This window comes from Novosphingobium sp. 1529 (genome assembly GCF_040544855.1).
GTDB lineage: Bacteria > Pseudomonadota > Alphaproteobacteria > Sphingomonadales > Sphingomonadaceae > Novosphingobium > Novosphingobium capsulatum.
In genome coordinates this window covers 25,858-45,491 of sequence record NZ_JBEPKW010000010.1, presented here as the reverse complement: position 1 = coordinate 45,491, position 19,634 = coordinate 25,858, and the positions used below count along the sequence as shown (strand labels likewise).

The 19,634-nt window shown below is 68.2% G+C and carries 17 protein-coding genes; 10 read left to right on the top strand and 7 right to left on the bottom strand.

Annotation, left to right across the window (positions count from 1 at the left end; genetic code table 11):
- The first annotated feature begins 12 nt into the window (after positions 1–12).
- From ABIC78_RS16550 to ABIC78_RS16530, 5 genes are all read left to right on the top strand, one after another.
- Positions 13–657 (top strand): DUF721 domain-containing protein, encoded by a 645-nt coding sequence (locus tag ABIC78_RS16550; protein WP_354490864.1) that lies wholly within the window; start codon positions 13–15, stop codon positions 655–657.
- Positions 654–1,409, top strand: a complete 756-nt coding sequence (locus ABIC78_RS16545) for a thioredoxin domain-containing protein (protein ID WP_354490862.1) — start codon at positions 654–656, stop codon at positions 1,407–1,409. The genes ABIC78_RS16550 and ABIC78_RS16545 overlap by 4 nt, the downstream gene beginning before the upstream one ends.
- Before the next feature lie 46 nt (positions 1,410–1,455).
- Positions 1,456–2,205, top strand: coding sequence for a thioredoxin domain-containing protein (locus ABIC78_RS16540; RefSeq protein WP_022676844.1), 750 nt, complete (start codon positions 1,456–1,458; stop codon positions 2,203–2,205).
- Positions 2,206–2,242: 37 nt separating this feature from the next.
- Positions 2,243–5,683 carry a chromosome segregation SMC family protein gene (locus ABIC78_RS16535; RefSeq protein ID WP_354490860.1) on the top strand — a complete coding sequence of 1,147 codons (3,441 nt, stop codon included), beginning with the start codon at positions 2,243–2,245 and terminating at the stop codon, positions 5,681–5,683.
- A 70-nt stretch (positions 5,684–5,753) separates the two neighbouring features.
- The gene (locus tag ABIC78_RS16530; protein ID WP_354490858.1) at positions 5,754–6,665 is read left to right on the top strand and encodes an MBL fold metallo-hydrolase; all 912 of its coding nucleotides are present in this window, start codon (positions 5,754–5,756) and stop codon (positions 6,663–6,665) included.
- 129 nt (positions 6,666–6,794) lie between these two features.
- Here the strand turns inward: ABIC78_RS16530 and ubiA are convergent, their stop codons facing one another.
- Complete coding sequence (gene ubiA / locus ABIC78_RS16525) at positions 6,795–7,709, bottom strand: 4-hydroxybenzoate octaprenyltransferase (RefSeq protein WP_022675029.1); 915 nt, start codon at positions 7,707–7,709, stop codon at positions 6,795–6,797.
- A gap of 107 nt (positions 7,710–7,816) precedes the next feature.
- On the opposite strand from ubiA, the gene ABIC78_RS16520 reads away from it, so the two are divergent.
- From ABIC78_RS16520 to ABIC78_RS16510, 3 genes are all read left to right on the top strand, one after another.
- Positions 7,817–8,569: a 16S rRNA (uracil(1498)-N(3))-methyltransferase gene (locus tag ABIC78_RS16520; RefSeq protein WP_354490989.1), complete on the top strand. Its 753-nt coding sequence runs from the start codon at positions 7,817–7,819 to the stop codon at positions 8,567–8,569.
- A 105-nt stretch (positions 8,570–8,674) separates the two neighbouring features.
- Positions 8,675–10,048, top strand: coding sequence for a glutamate--cysteine ligase (locus ABIC78_RS16515; protein WP_354490856.1), 1,374 nt, complete (start codon positions 8,675–8,677; stop codon positions 10,046–10,048).
- Between the two features lie 14 nt (positions 10,049–10,062).
- Positions 10,063–10,362 (top strand): putative quinol monooxygenase, encoded by a 300-nt coding sequence (locus ABIC78_RS16510; protein ID WP_354490854.1) that lies wholly within the window; start codon positions 10,063–10,065, stop codon positions 10,360–10,362.
- A gap of 59 nt (positions 10,363–10,421) precedes the next feature.
- Here the strand turns inward: ABIC78_RS16510 and ABIC78_RS16505 are convergent, their stop codons facing one another.
- From ABIC78_RS16505 to ABIC78_RS16485, 5 genes are all read right to left on the bottom strand, one after another.
- Positions 10,422–11,816 (bottom strand): methyltransferase family protein, encoded by a 1,395-nt coding sequence (locus tag ABIC78_RS16505; protein WP_354490853.1) that lies wholly within the window; start codon positions 11,814–11,816, stop codon positions 10,422–10,424.
- A gap of 45 nt (positions 11,817–11,861) precedes the next feature.
- Positions 11,862–13,247 (bottom strand): outer membrane protein assembly factor BamB family protein, encoded by a 1,386-nt coding sequence (locus tag ABIC78_RS16500; RefSeq protein ID WP_171793609.1) that lies wholly within the window; start codon positions 13,245–13,247, stop codon positions 11,862–11,864.
- 96 nt (positions 13,248–13,343) lie between these two features.
- Positions 13,344–14,096, bottom strand: a complete 753-nt coding sequence (locus tag ABIC78_RS16495; protein ID WP_022675023.1) for a tetratricopeptide repeat protein — start codon at positions 14,094–14,096, stop codon at positions 13,344–13,346.
- Positions 14,097–14,265: 169 nt separating this feature from the next.
- Positions 14,266–15,423, bottom strand: a complete 1,158-nt coding sequence (locus ABIC78_RS16490; RefSeq protein WP_354490851.1) for a glycosyltransferase family 4 protein — start codon at positions 15,421–15,423, stop codon at positions 14,266–14,268.
- 26 nt (positions 15,424–15,449) lie between these two features.
- A complete protein-coding gene (locus ABIC78_RS16485; RefSeq protein WP_354490987.1) occupies positions 15,450–16,358 on the bottom strand; it encodes an alpha/beta fold hydrolase in 909 nt (302 codons plus the stop codon).
- An 87-nt stretch (positions 16,359–16,445) separates the two neighbouring features.
- Between ABIC78_RS16485 and ABIC78_RS16480 the strand changes: the two genes are divergently transcribed.
- Both ABIC78_RS16480 and ABIC78_RS16475 read left to right on the top strand, forming a co-directional pair.
- The gene (locus tag ABIC78_RS16480; protein ID WP_354490849.1) at positions 16,446–17,864 is read left to right on the top strand and encodes a protein adenylyltransferase SelO family protein; all 1,419 of its coding nucleotides are present in this window, start codon (positions 16,446–16,448) and stop codon (positions 17,862–17,864) included.
- Positions 17,865–17,968: 104 nt separating this feature from the next.
- Entirely contained in the window at positions 17,969–19,381 is a 1,413-nt protein-coding gene (locus ABIC78_RS16475; RefSeq protein WP_354490847.1) for a succinylglutamate-semialdehyde dehydrogenase, read from the top strand.
- Here the strand turns inward: ABIC78_RS16475 and ABIC78_RS16470 are convergent.
- Positions 19,378–19,611, bottom strand: a complete 234-nt coding sequence (locus tag ABIC78_RS16470; protein ID WP_022675018.1) for a hypothetical protein — start codon at positions 19,609–19,611, stop codon at positions 19,378–19,380. The genes ABIC78_RS16475 and ABIC78_RS16470 overlap by 4 nt on opposite strands.
- Positions 19,612–19,634: the final 23 nt, after the last annotated feature.

The following is a 19,634-nucleotide window of genomic DNA, read 5'->3' as shown; positions in this document are numbered from 1 at the left end:
CGCCGCTATGGCATGGCAGGCGCCATCATGGAAAGCGATCAGGCCAAACCCCGCCCTGCCCGAAAGGGTGCCGCCAAGCCGGCCGCCAAGCCAGCCAGCGCGGCAGCGAGCAAGGCCGCGCCCAAGGGCTTTGAGCGCAAGCGCGGCGGAGAGGCACGGCAGATTGCCGATCTGATGCCGGCGATCGGCCGCACCGCGTTTCGCCGCTTCGGCTTTGTGCAAAGCTCGGTCGTGACCCGCTGGCCCGAAATCGTCGGCACGGCCCATGCCCGCCATTGCATGCCCGAATCGATCCGCTTTGCCCCGGGCGAAAAGGCCGACGGCATCCTGCAACTGGTGGTAACCCCCGCCCATGCCCCGCTGATCCAGCACGTGGTGCCCGAGATCATCGAGCGGGTGAACCGCTTCTTCGGCTATCGCGCCGTGGCCAAGGTCAAGCTGCGTCAAGGCGTGGTTCAGGCCCCACGCCCGACAGGCCCTGCGCCATTGGCGCCGCCGGCCTTGAAACCGGTGCCGATGGACCTGGGCGACAGCCTGCGCGCCGTGGGTGACCCGGAACTGCGGGCCGTGCTGGAATCGCTCGCCCGCTCGCTGGGCGAAGCCAGCGCCAAACCAGAATCAAAGCCAAACCGGGACAACAGGGATATCCGCAAGTGACCATTCCGAACGTGACCACGACACTTCGTTCCACTGCCAGGGCCATGGCCCTTTCGCTTGCCGCCGCGCTTGCCACGCTGGTGGCCAATCCGGCCCAGGCCGCGCCGCCGAAAAAGGCGCCCGCCGCGCCCGCCGGCCGCAACTGGAACCAGACCGTGGTGCGCACTGCGCGCGACAGTTTCCTGCTCGGCAATCCCAATGCCCCGGTCAAGCTGGTGGAATACATCAGCTATACCTGCCCGCACTGCGCCCATTTCACCCAGGAAGCCGATGCCCAGTTGCGCCTGGGCTTCATCGCGCCCGGCAAGGGTTCGATCGAGGTGCGCAATTTCGTGCGCGACCCGATCGACCTGACCGTGGCCCTGCTCACCCACTGCGTGCCGCCCGCGCAGTTCTGGCAGACGCACCTGATGTTCCTGACGCGCCAGGAAGACTGGATCGGCCTGGAAATGACCGCCAGCCAGGCCCAGCGCCAGCGCTGGATCACCGGCCCGCTGGCCAGCCGCACCCGCGCCATCGCCAGCGATTTCAAGTTCTACGACATGATGGCCTCGCGCGGGGTCAGCCGCACCGCGGCCGATCGCTGCCTCGCTGACGAAGGCCTGGCCAACCGCCTGGCCGCCGGCACCAAGGACGCCGCCGAAAAGGACTATGTCGAAGGCACGCCGGCTTTCATGATCAATGGCTTGCCGCTGGCCGGCACGGCCAGCTGGGCCGCGCTCAAGCCGCAGCTTGAAGCCCGCATCAACTGATCGGCACGCCACCCCTTTACCGCCCCATGCAACGGGAAAACCTGTGATGAAATTTGCCACCACACGCCTTGCGCTTCTGGCCCTGCCGCTCACCCTGGGTCTTGCTGCCTGCGGCAAGAAGGACGATGCCGGCGGCCCTGCCGCCCAGTCTGCCGCAGCCCTGCCCACGGTGGCCCCGCCCGCCGGCAAGGCCTGGAGCGACGTGGTCAGCAAGAATGCCGATGGCGGCTATGTGATGGGCAATCCCGACGCGCCGATCAAGCTCATCGAGTTCGGCTCGCTCACCTGCCCGCACTGCGCCGAGTTCGAGGAAAAGGGCTTCCCCAAGCTGCGTGACACTTATGTCAACAGCGGCCGCGTCAGCCTGGAATTCCGCAATTTCGTGCGCGATCCGTTCGACACGACGATGGCCATGCTGACTCACTGCGGCTCGCCGGACAGCTTCTTTGCGCTGACCCAGCAGGTCTATGCCAACCAGAAGGACATCTTTGCCAAGCTGCAGCCCGCCGCCAAGGAAATCCAGGCGATGAACCTGCCGCCAGCGCAGATGTTCGGCGTGATGGCCGACAAGGGCGGCCTGATCGATTTCTTCGGCGCGCGTGGTATTGCGCGCGATCAGGCGATGGCCTGCCTCGCCAATTCCAAGACCGCCGAAGCCCTGGCCAGCGACACCCAGACCGCCGGTGACAAGTACACCATCAGCGGCACGCCGACTTTCATCGTCAACGGCAAGAACGTGGACGTGGCCACCTGGGAACAGCTCGAGCCGATCCTGCAGCGCGCCGGCGCGCGCTGATCCCCGTTCCGGGGATGGGGCCAGGGGGGCCGGGGCGATGCATTTCCAGCGGTTGAAGCTTTCGGGCTTCAAGAGCTTTGTCGAACCGGCCGAGCTGCGCATCGAACCGGGGCTGACCGGCGTGGTCGGCCCCAACGGCTGCGGCAAGTCCAACCTGCTTGAAGCGCTGCGCTGGGTCATGGGGGAGGCTTCGGCCAAGGCCATGCGCGGCGCGGGCATGGACGACGTGATCTTTGCCGGCAGCACCAGCCGCCCGGCCCGCGCCTTTGCCGAAGTGGCCCTGACCGCCCAGACTGACCCTGACGACCAGTGGGGCGGCGAACTGGAAGTGGTGCGGCGGATCGAACGCGGTGCCGGTTCCGCCTATCGCGTCAACGGCCGCGATGTGCGCGCCAAGGATGTGGGGCTGATCTTTGCCGATGCCGCCACTGGCGCGCATAGCCCGGCACTGGTCAGCCAGGGGCGCATTGCCGCAGTCATCGCCGCCAAGCCGGCCGAGCGGCGCATGATGCTGGAAGAAGCAGCGGGCATTGCCGGCCTGCACGTGCGCCGGCGCGATGCCGAACAGAAGCTGCGCGCAACCGAGGCCAATCTGGCACGACTGGAAGACCTCATGGCCGGGCTGGATGGCCAGATCGCCGCGCTGCGCCGCCAGGCCCGCGCGGCCGAGCGCTATCGCGCGGTGTCCGACAAGATCCGCGTGGCCGAGGCGCGGCTGGTCTTTGCCCGCTGGCGCGATGCCGCCGCCGCTGCCCAGGCCGCGCGTGAGGCTGCCGCCCGCGCCGAGGCGGCCGTCGCCGGCGCCCAGGCCGCCACCGTCACCGCGCAAGGCGCGCAGCACAGCGCCGCCACGGCCCTCGCCCAAGCGCGCGAAGAGCTGTTCGATCGCCGCCAGGATGCCTCTGCCCATGGGCAGCGCATGGCCGCCCTTTCCGCGCAGCTCGAGGCAGCTGAGCAGCGCGTGGCGGATATCGATCGGCAATTGCGCGCGATCGAGGAAGACCGCGCCCAGGCCGACCAGTTGACCGCCCAGGCCGCACAAGCGCTGGCCCAGCTGGAAAGCGACCTGGCCAGCGCCGAAGCCGCCCTGCTGGCCGACGAGGCACGCCGCCCGCTGTTGGCCGGCGCGCTGGACGAGGCGGAACGCGCCGCGCGCGCCGCCGAACTGGCCCAGGCCCAGGCCCAGGCGCAGCAAGCCGGCGTCGAGGCCGAGTGGCGCGTGGCCCAGGCCGCGCTGGCGGCCACGCAAACCGCGCTGGCGCGGCTGGACAGCGAGGCCCAGCGCCTCGCCGGGCGCCGCGCGGCCCTGGCTGCCGAACCCGATCCCGCACTCGCCCTGGCCGAGGCGGAACGCCGACGGGGAGAGGCTGCGGCAACCCTGGCGGCGCAGCGTGCCCGGCGCGAGGAATTGGCCACCACGCGCGAGGCTTTGACTCAGGACCGCGACGGCGCTGCCAATGCCCTCGCCACCGCGCGCGCCGAACTCGCCGGTGTCGCGCGCGAGGCAGAAGCCCTGGCGCGCGACAAGGCGGCGCGGGCCAAGGCCGCCGCGGCGCGCGGGCGCGGGCCATCGGCGCTGTCGGGCTGCCGCGTGGCGCCCGGCTGGGAACGCGCGCTCGCTGCCGTGCTGGGCCGCGATGCCACCGCACCGCTCGGCCCGGCGCCAGAGGCTGGCGAGGGGCGGTTCTGGACCGGGGGGCCGCCGCCGCCGCCTCTGGCCGATGCCTTGCTGCACCACCTGCCCGCCTGCCCTGCGGAACTGGCGGCGCGGCTTGCCTTGGTCCGTGCCGTCGAAATCGACAGCGGCGAGGCGCTCAACCCAGGGGAATGGCTGGTCACCCGCGCCGGCCACTTGCGCCGCTGGGACGGCTTTGTTGCGCGCGGCGAAGGCGCGGCCGAGGCCGCCGCCCTGGAAGCCGACAACCGCCTGGCCGACCTGGAAGCGCGCCGTCCCATGCTCGACGCAGCGGTAACGGCCGCGCAGGCCGCCCATGATGCGGCGCGCGATGGCCTGGCCCAGGCCCAGGCGGAATGGAGCGGGGTGGAACGCTTGATCGGCCAGGCGGCCGAGGCCGAACGCAGCGCCCTGCGCGCGGTGGATCAGGCCGAAGCGGCACGCGCCCAGCAGGATGCCCGCGCCGCTGACCTCGCACAGCAAGAGGCGACCCTCGCCGAACAGATCACGGCAGCCCAGGCCGAGGCAGAGGCGGCAGGCACCCGCCACGCCGCGCTGCCCGATCCGGCAGAAGGCCGCGCCGCAGTCGCCACGGCGCAGGCCCAGCACCAGACAGCACGCACCGCCCTGCAACAGGCCATGGCAGCCCATGCCGCCCTGGAGCAGGCCTTGGCCGTCGGCCGCGAGCGGTTGGGCGGCATGAAGGCCGACATGCGCAACTGGCAGGCCCGCGCCGGCGACGCGGCCAAGCGCCTGGCGCAAATGGCGACACGCGCCCAGGACCTGGCCGCCGAACGCGCGATCAGTGCCGCCAAGCCGGCCGGCCTCATCGCCGAAATCGAACAGGGCGAAGCGATCCGCAACCGCCTCTCCACCGATCTCGCCCAGGCCGAAGCCGCGCTGGCCCAGGCCGAGACCGCCGGCAAGGCCGCCGATACGGCCCTCGCCCAGGCCACCGAAGCCCTGGCCACCGCGCGTGAGGCGCGCGCCACGGCCAGCGCCCAGGCCAGCCACGAAGACCAGCGCCGCCAGGAAATGGCCAGCATTTCCGGCGAGCGCTTTCAATGCCCGCCGCCCCTGCTGCCCGAACGCTTTGCCTTTGCCGGGGCCGAGGTGGGCGATGCCGCCAGCGAAAGCACCACGCACGAGCGGCTGCTGGCCGAGCGGGAGCGGATCGGCCCGGTCAACCTGGTGGCGGCAGACGAACTCGCCCAAGCCGAGGCGCGCCAGGCCGAAAGCCTGGCCGAACAGGCCGAACTGGCCGAAGCGGTCAACCGCCTGCGCGGCTCGATCGGCAACCTCAACCGTGAGGGGCGCGAGCGCCTGCGCGCCGCGTTCGAGGCGGTGGACGGGCATTTCCGCCGCCTGTTCACCCGCCTGTTCGGCGGCGGCGAAGCCCATCTCGCGCTGGTCGACAGCGACGACCCTCTGGAAGCAGGCCTGGAAATCATGGCCCAGCCGCCAGGCAAGCGGCTGCAATCGCTGACGCTGCTGTCGGGTGGCGAACAGGCCTTGACGGCAGTGGCGCTGATCTTTGGCCTGTTCCTCACCAATCCCGCGCCGATCTGCGTGCTCGACGAAGTGGATGCCCCGCTCGACGATGCCAATATCGAACGCTTCTGCGACCTGCTCGACGCCATGGTGGCCGAAACGCAGACCCGCTATCTCATCGTCACGCACAACGCCGTGACGATGAGCCGCATGCACCGCCTGTTCGGCGTGACCATGGTGGAGCGCGGCGTCTCGCGCCTGGTCAGCGTGGACCTGGGCGGCGCCGAAGAACTGCTGGCGTCGGCAGTTTAGGCGCGCAGGATCAAAAGCGCGGGCGCGCACCGTAATGGTCGCGCGCGCCCGCGCGTGCGATTAGTGCAGGATGACTGGTCGACACCGCTTTCGCCTCGCCCTTCCCCTTGCCCTCATGGCGGGATCGCCGCTGCTGATCGGCGCGGCCCCGGCGTTCGATCCGCCGCCCTTCGCACACTGGATCGATGGCACCACGGCCAGCGAACCAGAGATGCAGGTGCAACAGGTTGATGCCGACACCTTCGTGATCCGCCAATCGGTGAAAACCAATTTCGAGGCGCCGTTTCTCTATCTGCTGTTCGGGCAAAGCGGCGCGTTGCTGGTCGATACCGGGGCTGGCGGCCTGATGGTGCGGCCCACGGTGGAGCGCGTGATCGCGCAATGGCGCCAGGCCCACGGCAACCACCCGCTGCACCTGACCGTCGCCCATTCGCACAGCCATGGCGACCACCATGCAGGCGACAGCGAATTTGCCGATCGGCCGGATACCACCGTGGTAGGCCTTGCCCCAGCCGATGTCGCCAGCGCGTTTCATGTGGCCGACTGGCCCAACGGCCTGGGCGCGCTGGACCTGGGCGGACGCGTGCTGCGCGCCATCCCCACGCCAGGGCATCAAAGCGCGCATGTCATGATCTATGACCCGCAAACCCGCCTACTCTTGTCGGGCGACATGCTCTATCCCGGCCGTCTCTACGTGCCGAGCAACCACTTCGCCGAATTCCGCGCCAGCGCCCATCGCCTGGCCGCCTTCGCGCAAACCCACCCCATCCGCGCCCTGCTTGGCGCCCATATCGAGATGACCACCACGCCCGGCGAGGACTATCCGATGGAAGCGCCCACGCACCCGGCCGAACACGGTCTGGCGCTGCCGCCCGCCGCGATTGCCGACCTGGTTCAGACCGTGGATGCCATGGGCAACACGCCGGTGAAGGCCGTGCGGCCGGACTTCATCGTCTATCCGGTGGAACCACGGCCGAACTGATTGGGCGCGCGCTGTAACACGCCCTCCCCAACCCCTCCCGCACGCGGGAGGGGCTTTTTGGCGCCAAGCTCCCCTCCCGCCTGCGGGAGGGGCTGGGGGAGGGCATGTTCGCCAAGCCTCTCAGTCCGCCTACCCCGCGCTCCCCACCACCAGGCACGCCAGCGCCATCAGGAAACCCGCCGTGCGGTTTGAACGGAACCGTGCCAGGGCATTGTCGCCATCGTCCACGTCAAGGCTCAGCGCCTGCCACGCCAGGTGCAGCGCCACCGGCAGCAGCGCGAGCAGCGCGAGGGGATCGGGATGGATCAGCCAGAACGCCAGCGCCCATAGCGCCACGGCAGCGGCGTAGAATGCAGTCACGCCGGGCCGCACCTTGCTGCCCAGCGCGCGGGCGCTGGAACGGATGCCGACCATGGCGTCATCCTCGCGGTCTTGCAGGGCATAGATCGTGTCATAGCCGATGCACCAGCACATCGCCCCGGCATAGAGCGCGGCGAGTGCGCCGAGGTCGCCATCGTGCACCGCCACCCAGCCGGTCGGCGCGCCCCAAGTGAAGACGAGGCCGAGCCAGGCTTGTGGCCACCAGGTGATGCGCTTCATGAACGGGTAGGCGGCGACCAGCGCCAGACTGCCCAGCGCGACGATCTGCGCCTGCCAGCGCAACTGGAGCAGCACGACCAGCCCCACCGCAGCGAGCACCACGAGCCAGGCCCAGGCCGCCTTCTTGCGCACGCGACCACTGGCCACCGGGCGCTGCGCCGTGCGGGCGACCCGCGCATCGAGATCAGCGTCGACGATATCGTTATAGACGCACCCCGCCCCGCGCATGGCGATGGAGCCGAGCAGCATCCACGCCACCAAGTGCCACTGCCGCGCGCCGCCGGCCAGGAACACGCCCCAGGCGCAGGGCCAGAACAGCAGCCACCAGCCGATCGGCCGGTCCAGCCGGGCCAGCAGCGCATAATCGCGCAAGGGCTGCGGCAGGCGGGCCACCAGCCCGCGATGTTCGCTGTCAGGGACGATCTGATCGGTTGCCGTGGTCATGCTGCCATGCTCCTGCGCCGGTTTGGTCGGGCCCGCAAGGGGACAGATCGCCCGCGTGTTGCCGCCGCGCGCGGCGCTGCCTATGAACGCTGCCCATGACCGATCATCTGCCCGCCACCCCCGCCTGGCCGCCCCGCTCTGCCCCGCGCCTGTTCGTGGAACAACGGCTGGAAGAGGGCGCCAGCCTGGCGATCGAGGGCGCGCAAGCACACTATCTGGGCAAGGTGATGCGCGCTGGGCCGGGCGACGCGGTGATCCTGTGCGACAACCAGACCGGCGAATGGCTGGCCCGCGTGGCGCACGCCGGCAAGCGCGACATGATGCTGACGCTCGAGCGGCAGTTGCGGCCACTGGAGGCGGTGCCCGATCTATGGCTGTGCGCGGCCTTGCTCAAGAAGCAGGCGTTCGACTGGGTGCTGGAAAAGGCGACAGAACTGGGCGCCGGCCAGATCCGCCCGGTGATTACGCGGCGCTGCGTGGCCGACAAGCTCAATGCCGAGCGCGCCGCCACGATCGTGACCGAGGCGGCCGAGCAATGCGCACGCACTGCCCTGCCCGCGCTGTTCGATCCGGTGAAGCTCGACGCCATGCTGCGCGACTGGCCAACCGGGCGCGCGCTATTCTTTGCCGATGAACAGGGCGGCGCGCCCGCTGCCGCTGCCTTTGCCGCGCACAAGGGCCCAGCGGCACTGCTGATCGGGCCGGAGGGCGGCTTTGACGAAGCGGAACGCGCCGCGATCCGCGCACATCCTGCCGCCCACGCCATTACCCTGGGTCCGCGCATCCTGCGGGGCGAAACGGCAGCCGTGGCGGGCCTGGGATTGTGGATGGGGGTTGCAGGGGACTGGGCTGCCGCGTGAGGCTTTGCGCTGCGCGCACGCCCCTTGGATTATTGCCGCCCTGCAATCGTTCATCCCACGTTTATCGCTGGCGCAAAGTCCGTTTGGCCACTAACGGATGCGGGCATGAGCACGAGACAGGTTTCAGATAGCAACGATCCTCTCATCGAGAGCCGGGACCAGCTTGTCGCCCCCATGCAGAAGGGCGAAAAGCCGCGCGATGCCTGGCGAATCGGCACCGAGCACGAGAAATTCGTCTATCGCACGGCCGATCATGCCGCCCCGTCCTATGACGAGCCAGGTGGCATCCGCGATCTGCTGATGGCGCTGACCGAATTCGGCTGGGAGCCGGTGATGGAAGGCGGCAAGGTCATTGCCATGTCCGGCCCGGATGGCGCGGTCAGCCTGGAGCCGGCCGGCCAGCTCGAACTGTCGGGCGCGCCGCTGGAAAGCCTGCACGAAACCTGCGCGGAAACCGGGCGCCATCTTGCCCAGGTCAAGACCATCGGCGATCGCTTTGGCCTCGCTTACCTCGGCCTTGGCCTTTGGCCCGACAAGGCGCGCGGCGATCTGCCGATCATGCCCAAGGGCCGCTATGAGATCATGCTGCGCCATATGCCCCGCGTGGGCACGATGGGCCTGGACATGATGCTGCGCACCTGCACCATCCAGACCAACCTGGACTATGCCAGTGAAGCCGACATGGCGCAGAAGTTCCGCGTCAGCCTGGCGTTGCAGCCGCTGGCCACCGCTCTGTTTGCCAATTCGCCGTTCCTGGAAGGCAAACCCAACGGCTTCCTGTCCTATCGCAGCCACATCTGGTCAGACACCGATCCCGCGCGCACGGGCATGCTGCCCTTCGTGTTCGAAGACGGCTTTGGCTATGAACGCTATGTCGACTACATGCTCGACGTGCCGATGTATTTCGTGTTCCGCGATGGCAAATACATCGATGCCGCCGGCCAGTCGTTCCGCGATTTCCTTGATGGCAAGCTGCCCGCCCTGCCCGGCGAAAAGCCGCGCAAGAGCGACTGGATCGACCATCTTTCCACCGCCTTCCCCGAAGTGCGGCTGAAATCGTTCCTGGAAATGCGCGGCGCCGATGGCGGCCCGTGGAACCGGATCTGCGCCCTGCCCGCATTCTGGGTGGGCCTGCTCTATGACCAGGGCGCGCTCGATGCGGCGTGGGATCTGGTCAAGGACTGGGACATGGAAGGGCGCGAGATCCTGCGCGCCAGCGTACCCAAGCTGGGCCTCGATGCGCCGCTGCCCGGTGGCGGCACCCTGCGCGACATAGCCGGCCGCGTGCTCGACATTGCGCGCTCGGGCCTGGCCGCGCGCGGGCGCCTCAACGCAGCCGGAGACAACGAGACCGGCTATCTCCTGCCACTGGACGAGATCGTCGCCTCGGGCAAGACCCCGGCCGAACGCCTGCTCGATCTGTACCACGGCGCGTGGGGTGGTGACCTGTCCAAGGTCTATGCCGCCAAGAGCTTTTGAGAGGATAGTACCCCATGATCCTGGTAATGGGCACGTTTCGCCTGCCGACCGCCGCCTTCGCCACCGCCGTGCCGATGATGCGCGCGGTGATCGAGGCCACCCGCGCCGAAGACGGTTGCCTGGCCTATGCCTATTCGCACGATGCGCTTGATCCCGAAGTGATCCACGTCAGCGAAAAGTGGCGCGACCGCGCCGCGCTGGACGCCCATTTCCAAACCGCGCACATGGCCACCTGGGCACAGCAGCGCGCAGGCTTGGGCCTGACCGAGCGCAACATCCGCGTGTTCGAAAGCGATGAAGGCGTGGCGGTTTGAGCGCTCAGCGCTAGGGTTCACACCAGCCCCAACCCCCTTCTATAAAGAGGAGGGGGCTTTTAAATTAATGCTTTATCCTCCCCATCCTTTTTAGAGGAGGGGGTCGGGGGGCGGTGGATACCCGCGCCCGACCGACCAAAAACCATCCGCAACAACCGCCCCAGACGCCGCGTGATCAGCCCATGCTGGGCCATCCAGGCATGGTATCCGCGATACTTGGCGTCTTCGCCCAACAGATGCTTTTCCTCGGTCTTGGCGCGCCAGAAATAGACCGCGCTGACCAGCGCGAGCGTGACCGTGTTGCGCACGGCATCGACCTTGGAATGCGTGGTGGCCAGGAACGGCATCGTCACCAGCCACCAGAACAGGTTCTTCGACAGATAGGCGGGATGCCTGGTAAAGGCATAGGGGCCGTTGGTCAGCACGCCGCGATACGTAAGGTTGGAAAAGCGCAGGCCAAAGGCGATCGTCGCCCAGGCATAGATTGCTGTCAGCACCACCTGCGCCAGGCCCCAGGCCCACAGCAGCGCCGGATGGCCATCGAACCAATAGGCCCATTCGGCAGTGTTCTGGTGATAGTCCAGCACGCCGCCGCCGCCCATCAGCACAAAGGGCGGATAGCACATCAGCGCTGCCACCCACCCCGCCAGATAGGGATTGGCCGTGCGGATGTGGGCATCGAGCGGCTTCATCGTCAGCAGGTAGCCGACCATGGCGATCTGCACGTCGATCATGAACATCGCCTCGATCGCGGTGTTCGACCAGCGTACCGGATCGGCCCACAGCCCGGTCCAGTCCGCCTCGACCACGGCGGCAAAACCACCGGGCAGGATCGAGATCATGAAGGCGCAGAAAAAGCCTTTCACCGTCCAGGCGCGCAAGTGGTGCCACACCTGGTCCACGTCATAGGCTTCGCGCCCGATCAGCATGGCACCGAAATGCCAGGCCCCGTCGCGCGGGCTGACCAGCACGCGATCGAGCCACAGCACATAGGGAATGGCGCCCAGGAACAGGAACGGCGCGGCCTGTTCCAACAGGTCCATGGCGAACAGATACTGCCCGCGCCAATACCAGCGCCCCAGGCAATAGACGAAGGCGATCAGCGCCCAGGTGGCCCAGAGCCCGGCCAGCTTGGTGATCGAGATATCGAGCACGCTGCGCAACGGGCGCGGCGCCATCCAGTCGATGCCGGTGGAGGGCCGGCGATGAACCTTGTCGACCAGCAGCGACCAGGCCACCATCGGCGTGCCGGAAAACAAGAGGGCAAGCACCGCCGCGCTTGATCCGGCCAGCCGCGCGTGCGGCCCTGGCAAGCCCAGCGCATCGACGATCTGCGGCCAGGCGCGGCACACCGCCACCCATGCCAGCAGGCCAGCGAGGCCCACCAAGCCTACCCAGACGGACACATCGCTGGCAGGGCGGGGCGAAACGGCGTGGGCGGGCGACTTGGTCATACCCGCCCGCTTATACGCGCAGAAGTGGAAATTCGGTGAAGAAGGTTAACGCCAGGCGGTGATTTCGCCGCTGTCATCCAGCACGATCAGGGTCTTGTCAGCCACGATCGGCGGCAGGGTAACGGGCGCAGCCACCTTGGTCACGCGGGCCAGCGTACCATCACCCACGGTAATGGTGGAAATCTCGCCACGCGAATTGGCCACCCACAGCTTGTTGCCCGCCAAGACCGGCCCGGTCCAGAAGATCGGGCTCTCCTTCTTCTTGGGCTTGAGATAGCGGGGCAGCTGGCTCATCCAGCGGACCTTGCCGGTGGACTTGGCGATGCACAGCAGCTTGTCTTCGTCGGTCAGGGTAAAGATCCACTCCCCAGCCACTGCCGGGGTGGAAATGCCCGCGAGGTTGAGTTCCCAGATACGCTGGCCGGTGACCAGTTCATAGGCGGCCATGCGGCCGCCCTGGCCCAGGGCATAGACCCGGCCACGTTCGATGATCGGATCAGCATCGATATCGGTCAGCGTCGAAACGCTCGTGGCGATCGAGGTACGCGCCAGCGCATCGGACCACAGCTGCCGCCCGTTTTCATAGCGATAGGCCACGAGTTCGCCCGAGCTGTAGCCGGCGATCACCGTGCCTTGGCCAGCGGCGGGAGCCGCCACGCCGAACACGCCGCTTTGCGTGACCGAGGCGGACTGATTCCACAGATTGGTGCCATCGGCAGTGTTGAGCGCAAAGATCTGGTTGTCCTGCGTCATCACATAGACCGCGCCGAACGCCACGGTGGGCGCGCCGCGCAGCGGGCCGGCCGGCTTTACGCGCCACTTGATCTTGCCATCGGTCGCATCGAGCGCGGCCACTTCGCCAAGGCCGGTGGTGATGTAGACGTTGCCCGAATCAAAGCTGACGCCGCCGCCAAAGATCGAATCGTTCTTTTCGGGCAGACGGAAGCCCTGCTTCCACTTTTCGTGGCCGTTGTTTTCATCGAGCGCGCGCACCACGCCTTCGGTGTCCATCACGAAGACAGTGCCATTGCCCACCACCGGCGATGCCGCCAGGCGCTGCTTGGGCGAAGACCCGGAAATGCGCGTGGACCACAGCTTTTGCGGGGCATCGGCAAGCGCGAGATGGCCCGAAGACTTGCTGGCGGTGCCGCCACCCTGGGCCCATTCGGTGTTGACCACGGGCGCGGGCACGACCACGTCCATGCTGGCGAGCGTGGGGTCGACCTTGGTGCCGGCCTCGATCCGCGACAGCACGGGAATGCGTTCGCCCACGGTGGGCGTGGCCTTGACCTTGCCCTTGTGCCCGGCGCAACCGCCCAGAACCAGCGCCAGGCCGAGCACCGCCGCGGGGGCCAGCGCCGCAATCCGGCGGCGATCGGTGCCGGCGCCTGGCTGGCGGGCCATGTGGCCCTGGCTGGGAATGCGGATCATGCCTGTCTTCCTTGTCCTGTCATGCCCCGGCGGCCCGATGCGGGGCGGCGGCGCGCAATGCATGCAAACCCGATCGATCGGGAAACCGTGGCAGCCTTACTGGGCCTGCCCGATAACTGCCGAAACATCGTCAACCGCGTCGACACCCAGGCTGCCGGCAACCTGGCGCGCCCGGCGCTTGATCGTGTCGGGCACGTCCTTGTCCTTGGCGATGGCGGCAAACAGCGGCCCGGCCAGATCGTTGTGCCCCTGCTTGAGATAGGCCAGGCCAACGAGTTCGCCGGCGCTGCCAAACCAGGGATTGCCCGGCACGGCCAGTGGCTTGAGGCGGTCGATCACCTGCTGCGGAGGCAGCTTGTCAAACGTGATGGCCACTTCGCGCACCGTGGCGGCATCGCGATAGGCCTGCGGCGCATTGCTGTCGGCGGCAACGGCGGCAAAGCCCTTGGCGGCCTGATCGGCCTTGCCATCATCCTGCGCCTTGCCGGCCAGCAGCAACTGCGCGGCGGCGCGGTTGCCCGGGGTGCCATCCTTGGCCAGCGGATCGAGCAGGGCTTGCGCGGCCTTGTCGTTCTTGGCTTCGAAATTGTCGAGCGCCTGGGTCAGTTGCTCACCCTGCTGGCCGCGCAGCGTATCCTGGTGGTTGCTGTACCACAGCCAGCCGCCCAGCCCGGCCAGGCCCAGCACCACGGCCGCGCCAACCGGCTTGCCCCACTTGCGCAGCGCGTAAAGCGCTTCATCCTGGCGCAGGGCATCGTCCACTTCGCGGGCGAAGACATTGCCTTCGGCGGCGCGCGCAACGGCACGCGGATCGGACGGGTTTTGCGGACGGTTCGGTCTAAGGGCCAAGGCTAAGCTTTCGGCGATTGAGAGCAAGGGATAGGCAAAAATTGCACGGAATGGGCGCGGTGTTTAGCGGATGGAGCCACCTTTTCAACGCCTATGATGCTGGCTGTCCCCCGCTGAACCGATGGTTAAGCGAGCAACCGCCTGCAACATCGCGACAACGAACGATGCTTCACGGGAATTGGGCCAGTCCCAGCGCATCGGCATAGACGCGGGCATAGTGGCCGGCCATCACGCTTTCATCATACTCGCGCGTGGCCAGAACGCGGTTGGCCGCCCCGGCGCGGCGGCGCGCCAGCTCGTCCGTCGCCAGGTCCAGCATCGCCTGGGCCAGCGCGGCTTCATCACCGACCGGCGCGATGAACCGCGCATTGTCAGCGGCAACGATCTCGGCCACGTCGCCCACGGCCGGGCTCGCCACGGCGAGGCCTGCGGCCATCGCCTCCACCACCGACAGCGGGAATTGCTCGCTATCGCTCGACAGCGCAAAGAAATCGAACAGCCCCACCGCCAGCGCCGGATCGGGAACATGGCCGGGCAGATGCACGCGGTGGCCGATGTTGAGATCCATCGCCTGGGTCAGGATCGCCTCGCGCTCTGGCCCTTCACCCAGGATCACCAGGTGCCATTCTTCAGGCAGCGCGCGAAAGGCGCGCACCAGGCGGGGCAGGTTCTTGACCGGGCGCAGGCCGGCGAGCGTGCCCACCCACTTTTCCCCCGGCCGCTTGATCACCCGCGGCAGCGCGTCGGGGCGCGCCTTGCGGGCATAGGCGGCGGTGTCGATGCCATTGGCAATGCGGTGGACCTTGCTGGCCGGCTGGTGCCAGGCATCGCGGGCCACGGCCTCCAACCGGCGGGAGGGCACGACCAGTGCGCTGGCCCGGGCCAGGGCCACGCGCCGGAACCAGTTGCGCCGGGGATTGAGCCGCTCTGCCTCGTCGGCATTGAAGCCGTCTTCATGGTGGACCAGCGGCGCCAGGCCATAGAGCGGGGCGAACAGCGCGTGCGCCATGACCGCATCCATCGCCCCCCAGTTGTAGGTGCAGATCAGGTCAAACCCCTGCATGCCGCGCGCCAGGGTCTGCAGGCGTCGCACGCCAAGCTTGCCCACCAGAGGGGGAAAACCCAGCGGAAAATGCACCGAAAGCCCGCGCGCCAAGAGGCTGCGCGCGCCCAGCGCGCCAGGCTGCGCCGAGACGACCGAATGATCGAGCGCATTGCCGAAGCGGTTCATCAGCGCCACGCTGCGGCGCTCCTTGCCCCCGGCATCGAACGTGGAATGCAGGTGCAGCACATGCAGGCGGCGGGCCGGGCCAGCTTGGCGATCCATGGTCAGGGTTCCTGCGCCAAATGCCGTCAGTCCAGCCGGGCCAGCAGCGCATCGATCGCCGCACGTGCCTCGGGTTCGTCTAGCGTCGGGGCATGGCCCACGCGCGGCAGGGTCACCAGCGTGCAATCGGGATGGCGCTGCGCCATCGCGGCGGCGGTATCGGCCGAGAGAATGTCCGAGGTGGCGCCATGGATCACCACCAGCGGCACTGGCGTCAACGCGGCGAACAGCGGCCACAGATCGGCCTCGGGCGGCGGCGCGGTGCCTTCTGCCTTGGCCTTGGCCGCGGCATCGTCGCGCGCCTGCTCTGCCGCCTCGATCGGGGCGGCGATCTTCATGTCATAGTCAAAGGCGATGCGCCCGCCCGTACCCAGTGCCATTAGCCGCTTGGCCAGGCGCAACCAGTCTTCGATGCTGAAATCGGGATAGATATCGCCCATCGTCTCGCGCAGGCCGCGTGCGGCGTGCATCCAGGTGAGATAGCTGCGCCCCTGGCCGACATAGTCGGTGATCCGCGCCAGGCCGGCCGGATCGATCACCGGGCCGATATCGTTGAGCACCGCGCCCGCCACCAGGCCGGGCTGGCCGGCCGCCAGCGCCATGGTAAGAATGCCGCCGAGCGACGTGCCGATCGCGATGAAGCGGGTGATCTTTTCGGCGGCGAGCAGGCCCGCCAGATCCTGGGCATAGACCGGCGGCTGATAGGTCATCGGATCGCGGGCATAGTCGCTTTCCCCCCGCCCGCGCAGATCGGGGCACAGCACGCAGCGGCCACTGGCGGCGATATGCGGGGCCAAATCCTCGAAATCACGGCCATTGCGCGTCAGGCCGGGCAAGCAGATCACCGGAAGACGCGTCGCATCGCCGGGATAGGCGCGATAGGCCAGGCGCAAACCATCGGTGCTGGCCCAACTGCGAATCTCGAATGTGGCGATGGGCAAACGCGTTTTCCCGTGTCTTGTATCACTGTTAAGCCACAAGGCGCCTTGCCTGTGGCGTGCAAGCACCCCACTAATGGAAGAATGGAGCCTGTCCCGCAAGCCGTGTCGGATCGCCCGCTGCCGGGTCAAGCCATTCCCTATCGCCCCGATCCGCAATTGGCGGCGCTGGCGCCCTGGCTGGGCGATAGCGTGGCGGCGGCCGATTTTCCGCAGACCGTGCTGCGCTGGCGCAATGATCGCGCCGCCGCGCAGGTGGGGCTTGATGGCCTTAGCGATGACGAGTGGCTCGCCCACTTCGGCCGCTTCGTGCCTCTACCCGGCAATCTGCCCGGGCCACTCGCGCTGCGCTATCACGGGCACCAGTTCGGGGTGTACAATCCCGACCTGGGCGATGGGCGCGGCTTTACCTTTGCCCAGTTGCGCGATGGCGCGGGCCGCCTGCTCGACCTGGGCACCAAGGGTTCGGGGCAGACGCCGTGGAGCCGGCGGGGCGACGGGCGCCTGACACTCAAAGGCGCGGTGCGCGAAATCCTCGCGACCGAGCTGCTCGAAGCGCTGGGCGTCAACACCAGCCGCACCTTTTCGGTGATCGAAACCGGCGAAAATCTGTGGCGCGGCGATGAGCCCTCGCCCACCCGCTCGGCGGTGCTGGTGCGGCTCAGCCATGGACACATCCGCATCGGCACGTTCCAGCGCCTGCTCGCGCTCGACAAGCCGGCCGAGATGCACGAATTGATCGCCTATTGCCTGGCGCAGTTTCCCGGTGCGCCCGATGCGGCGCCGGCCGGGTCCAGCCCGGCGGCGACGCTGCTGCACCAGGTGGTGGCGCGCATGGCCGATATGGCCGCCAGCTATATGGTCGCGGGCTTTGTCCACGGCGTGCTCAACACCGACAACATGAACGTGACGGGTGAAAGCTTTGACTATGGCCCATGGCGCTGGTTACCGCGCTGGGACGCAGGGTTTGTCGCGGCCTATTTCGACGAGGCCGGCCGCTATGCCTTTGGCCGCCAGCCCGAGGTGATCGGCTGGAACTGCGGCCAGTTGGCCGTGGCGCTGCGCCTGGTGGAAGAAGCGCCGCCGCTGATCGCCGCGCTCGAACGCTTTGGCCCGCTCTACCAGGCCGCCATGGCGCGCCGCTGGTGCTGGCGCCTGGGCGTGGTATCGCAAGGGCTGGAACGCGATAGCGCCCTGATCGCGGCCTGCGAGGCGGCGATGCGCGCCAGCGGGACCGGACCGGACGCATTTTTCCACACCCATCGCGGCGGGCGCGGCGCCGATGCTTTGCCCGAACTGGCGGGCTATGCCCCGATCGGCAGCGACCATCCGCTGTGGCAGGAAGAGGCCCCGCCCAGCCTGCTGATCGACGAAGTGGAAAGCATCTGGGCGCCGATCGCCGAACACGATGACTGGAGCGCGCTCGATGCCAAGATCGCGGCCATCCGTCGCCTGGGCGAGGCACTCGGCCAGCCGCCGGTCCCGGCCGGCCACGGTCATTAAGCAATGCGACAGGCTGCTGGGCCGATCGCTGACCCATTCGTAACGCTTTTGGTTTATCCCGCCCTGTGACAGCAAGCCTCACCCAAAGGATCGACGCCCACCCCGTGGCAGCCGGAGAGATCATTTCCACAGAGCCGGCCACCGGCGCTGAACTCTGGCGCGGCGCCGTGGGCGATGTCGATGCGGCGGTGGCGCGTGCGCGGCGCGCGTGGCCGGCCTGGGCAGCGCAGCCGCTGTCCACCCGCATCGAACTGATGCGCCGCTTTGCCAACGAAGTGCGCAAGGATGCCGAAAGCCTTGCCACGCTGATCGCCCGCGAAACCGGCAAGCCCCTGTGGGAAGCCAAGGGCGAGGTCGATACCGTGCTGACCAAGGTGGAAATCGCGGTGCGCAGCTATGCCGAACGCACAGCGCAACGCCGGCTCGACAGCGCGCTGCAGGGCACGGCGGCGCTGCGCCACAAGCCACACGGCGTGATGGCCGTGATCGGCCCGTTCAACCTGCCGGCCCAGGCACCGGTGGGGCATATCATTCCCGCGCTGATCGCCGGCAATGCCGTGGTGTTCAAGCCATCGGAAAAGGCACCGGCCACGGGCCAGGCCCTGATCCAGTGCCTGCACCGCGCCGGGGTGCCGGCCGCCCTCGCGCAGATGCTGGTGGGCGCGGCCGAGGAAGGCAAGGCGCTGGCCACCCACGAAGGCGTCGATGGCGTGCTGTTCACCGGATCGAGCCACACTGGCCTTACGCTCAACCGCCGCCTGGCGGCGCAGCCGGGCAAGATCGTGGCGCTGGACCTGGGCGGCAATAACCCGATCGTGGTGTGGGACACACCCAAGATCGCCGATGCGGCAGCGCTGGTGGTGCAATCGGCGTTTACCACCGCCGGGCAGCGTGCCACCGCCGCGCGCCGGCTGATCGTCAAGGCCGATCTCTATGATGCCGTGGTTGGCGAGGTAAAGGCCCTGGCCGATCGCCTGATCGTGGGCGCGCCGCTGGACGATCCCGCGCCTTTCATGGGCCCGGTGATCGACAATGCCGCCGCCGATGGCCTGACCGAAAGCTTTGTCTATCTGCTGTCGCACGGCGGGCGCCCGATCCGCCATCTCACCCGGCCGCGCGGCGACCTGCCGTTCCTGGCCCCGGCGATGATCGATGTGACTGCCATGGCCCAGCGCCCCGATGTGGAGCTGTTCGGCCCGATCCTGCAGGTGATCAAGGTGGATGATTTCGACCAGGCCCTGGCCGAGGCGAACGCCACGCGCTTTGGTCTGTGCGCCGCACTGATCGGCGGCACCCCGCAGGATTACAACCGGTTCTGGGCCAATGTGCGGGCCGGCGCGGTCAACTGGAACCGGCCGACCAACGGCGTCTCACCCGCAGCGCCCCTGGGCGGAGTGGGCCTTTCCGGCAACCAGCGGCCCGGCGCGTTCTATGCGGCGGATTTTTGCGCCTATCCCGTCGCCTCGGCCGAAATGGAACAGCCGCGCGCCTCGATCGGTATCGGGCTGTCTGGCTAGGGCGAATCGGGTGGCGGCGTGGCGGGATCGACCGGGCCACCCGGCACCACGGCCGCATTGCGCATATTCTGCTGCGACAGATCGGGATCAACCAGCAATTGCCCCTCAAGCGCGGCGCTCATTGCGGGATCGTGATCAGCCTTGCGCTTGGGCGCATCATCCTGCGCGCAGGCCGTCACGGCCAGACTGGCAAGCAGCGCAAAAAGGCATGAGGCAAAAGGCTTGGCCATGGCCATTCCTGAACCGGCCGTGG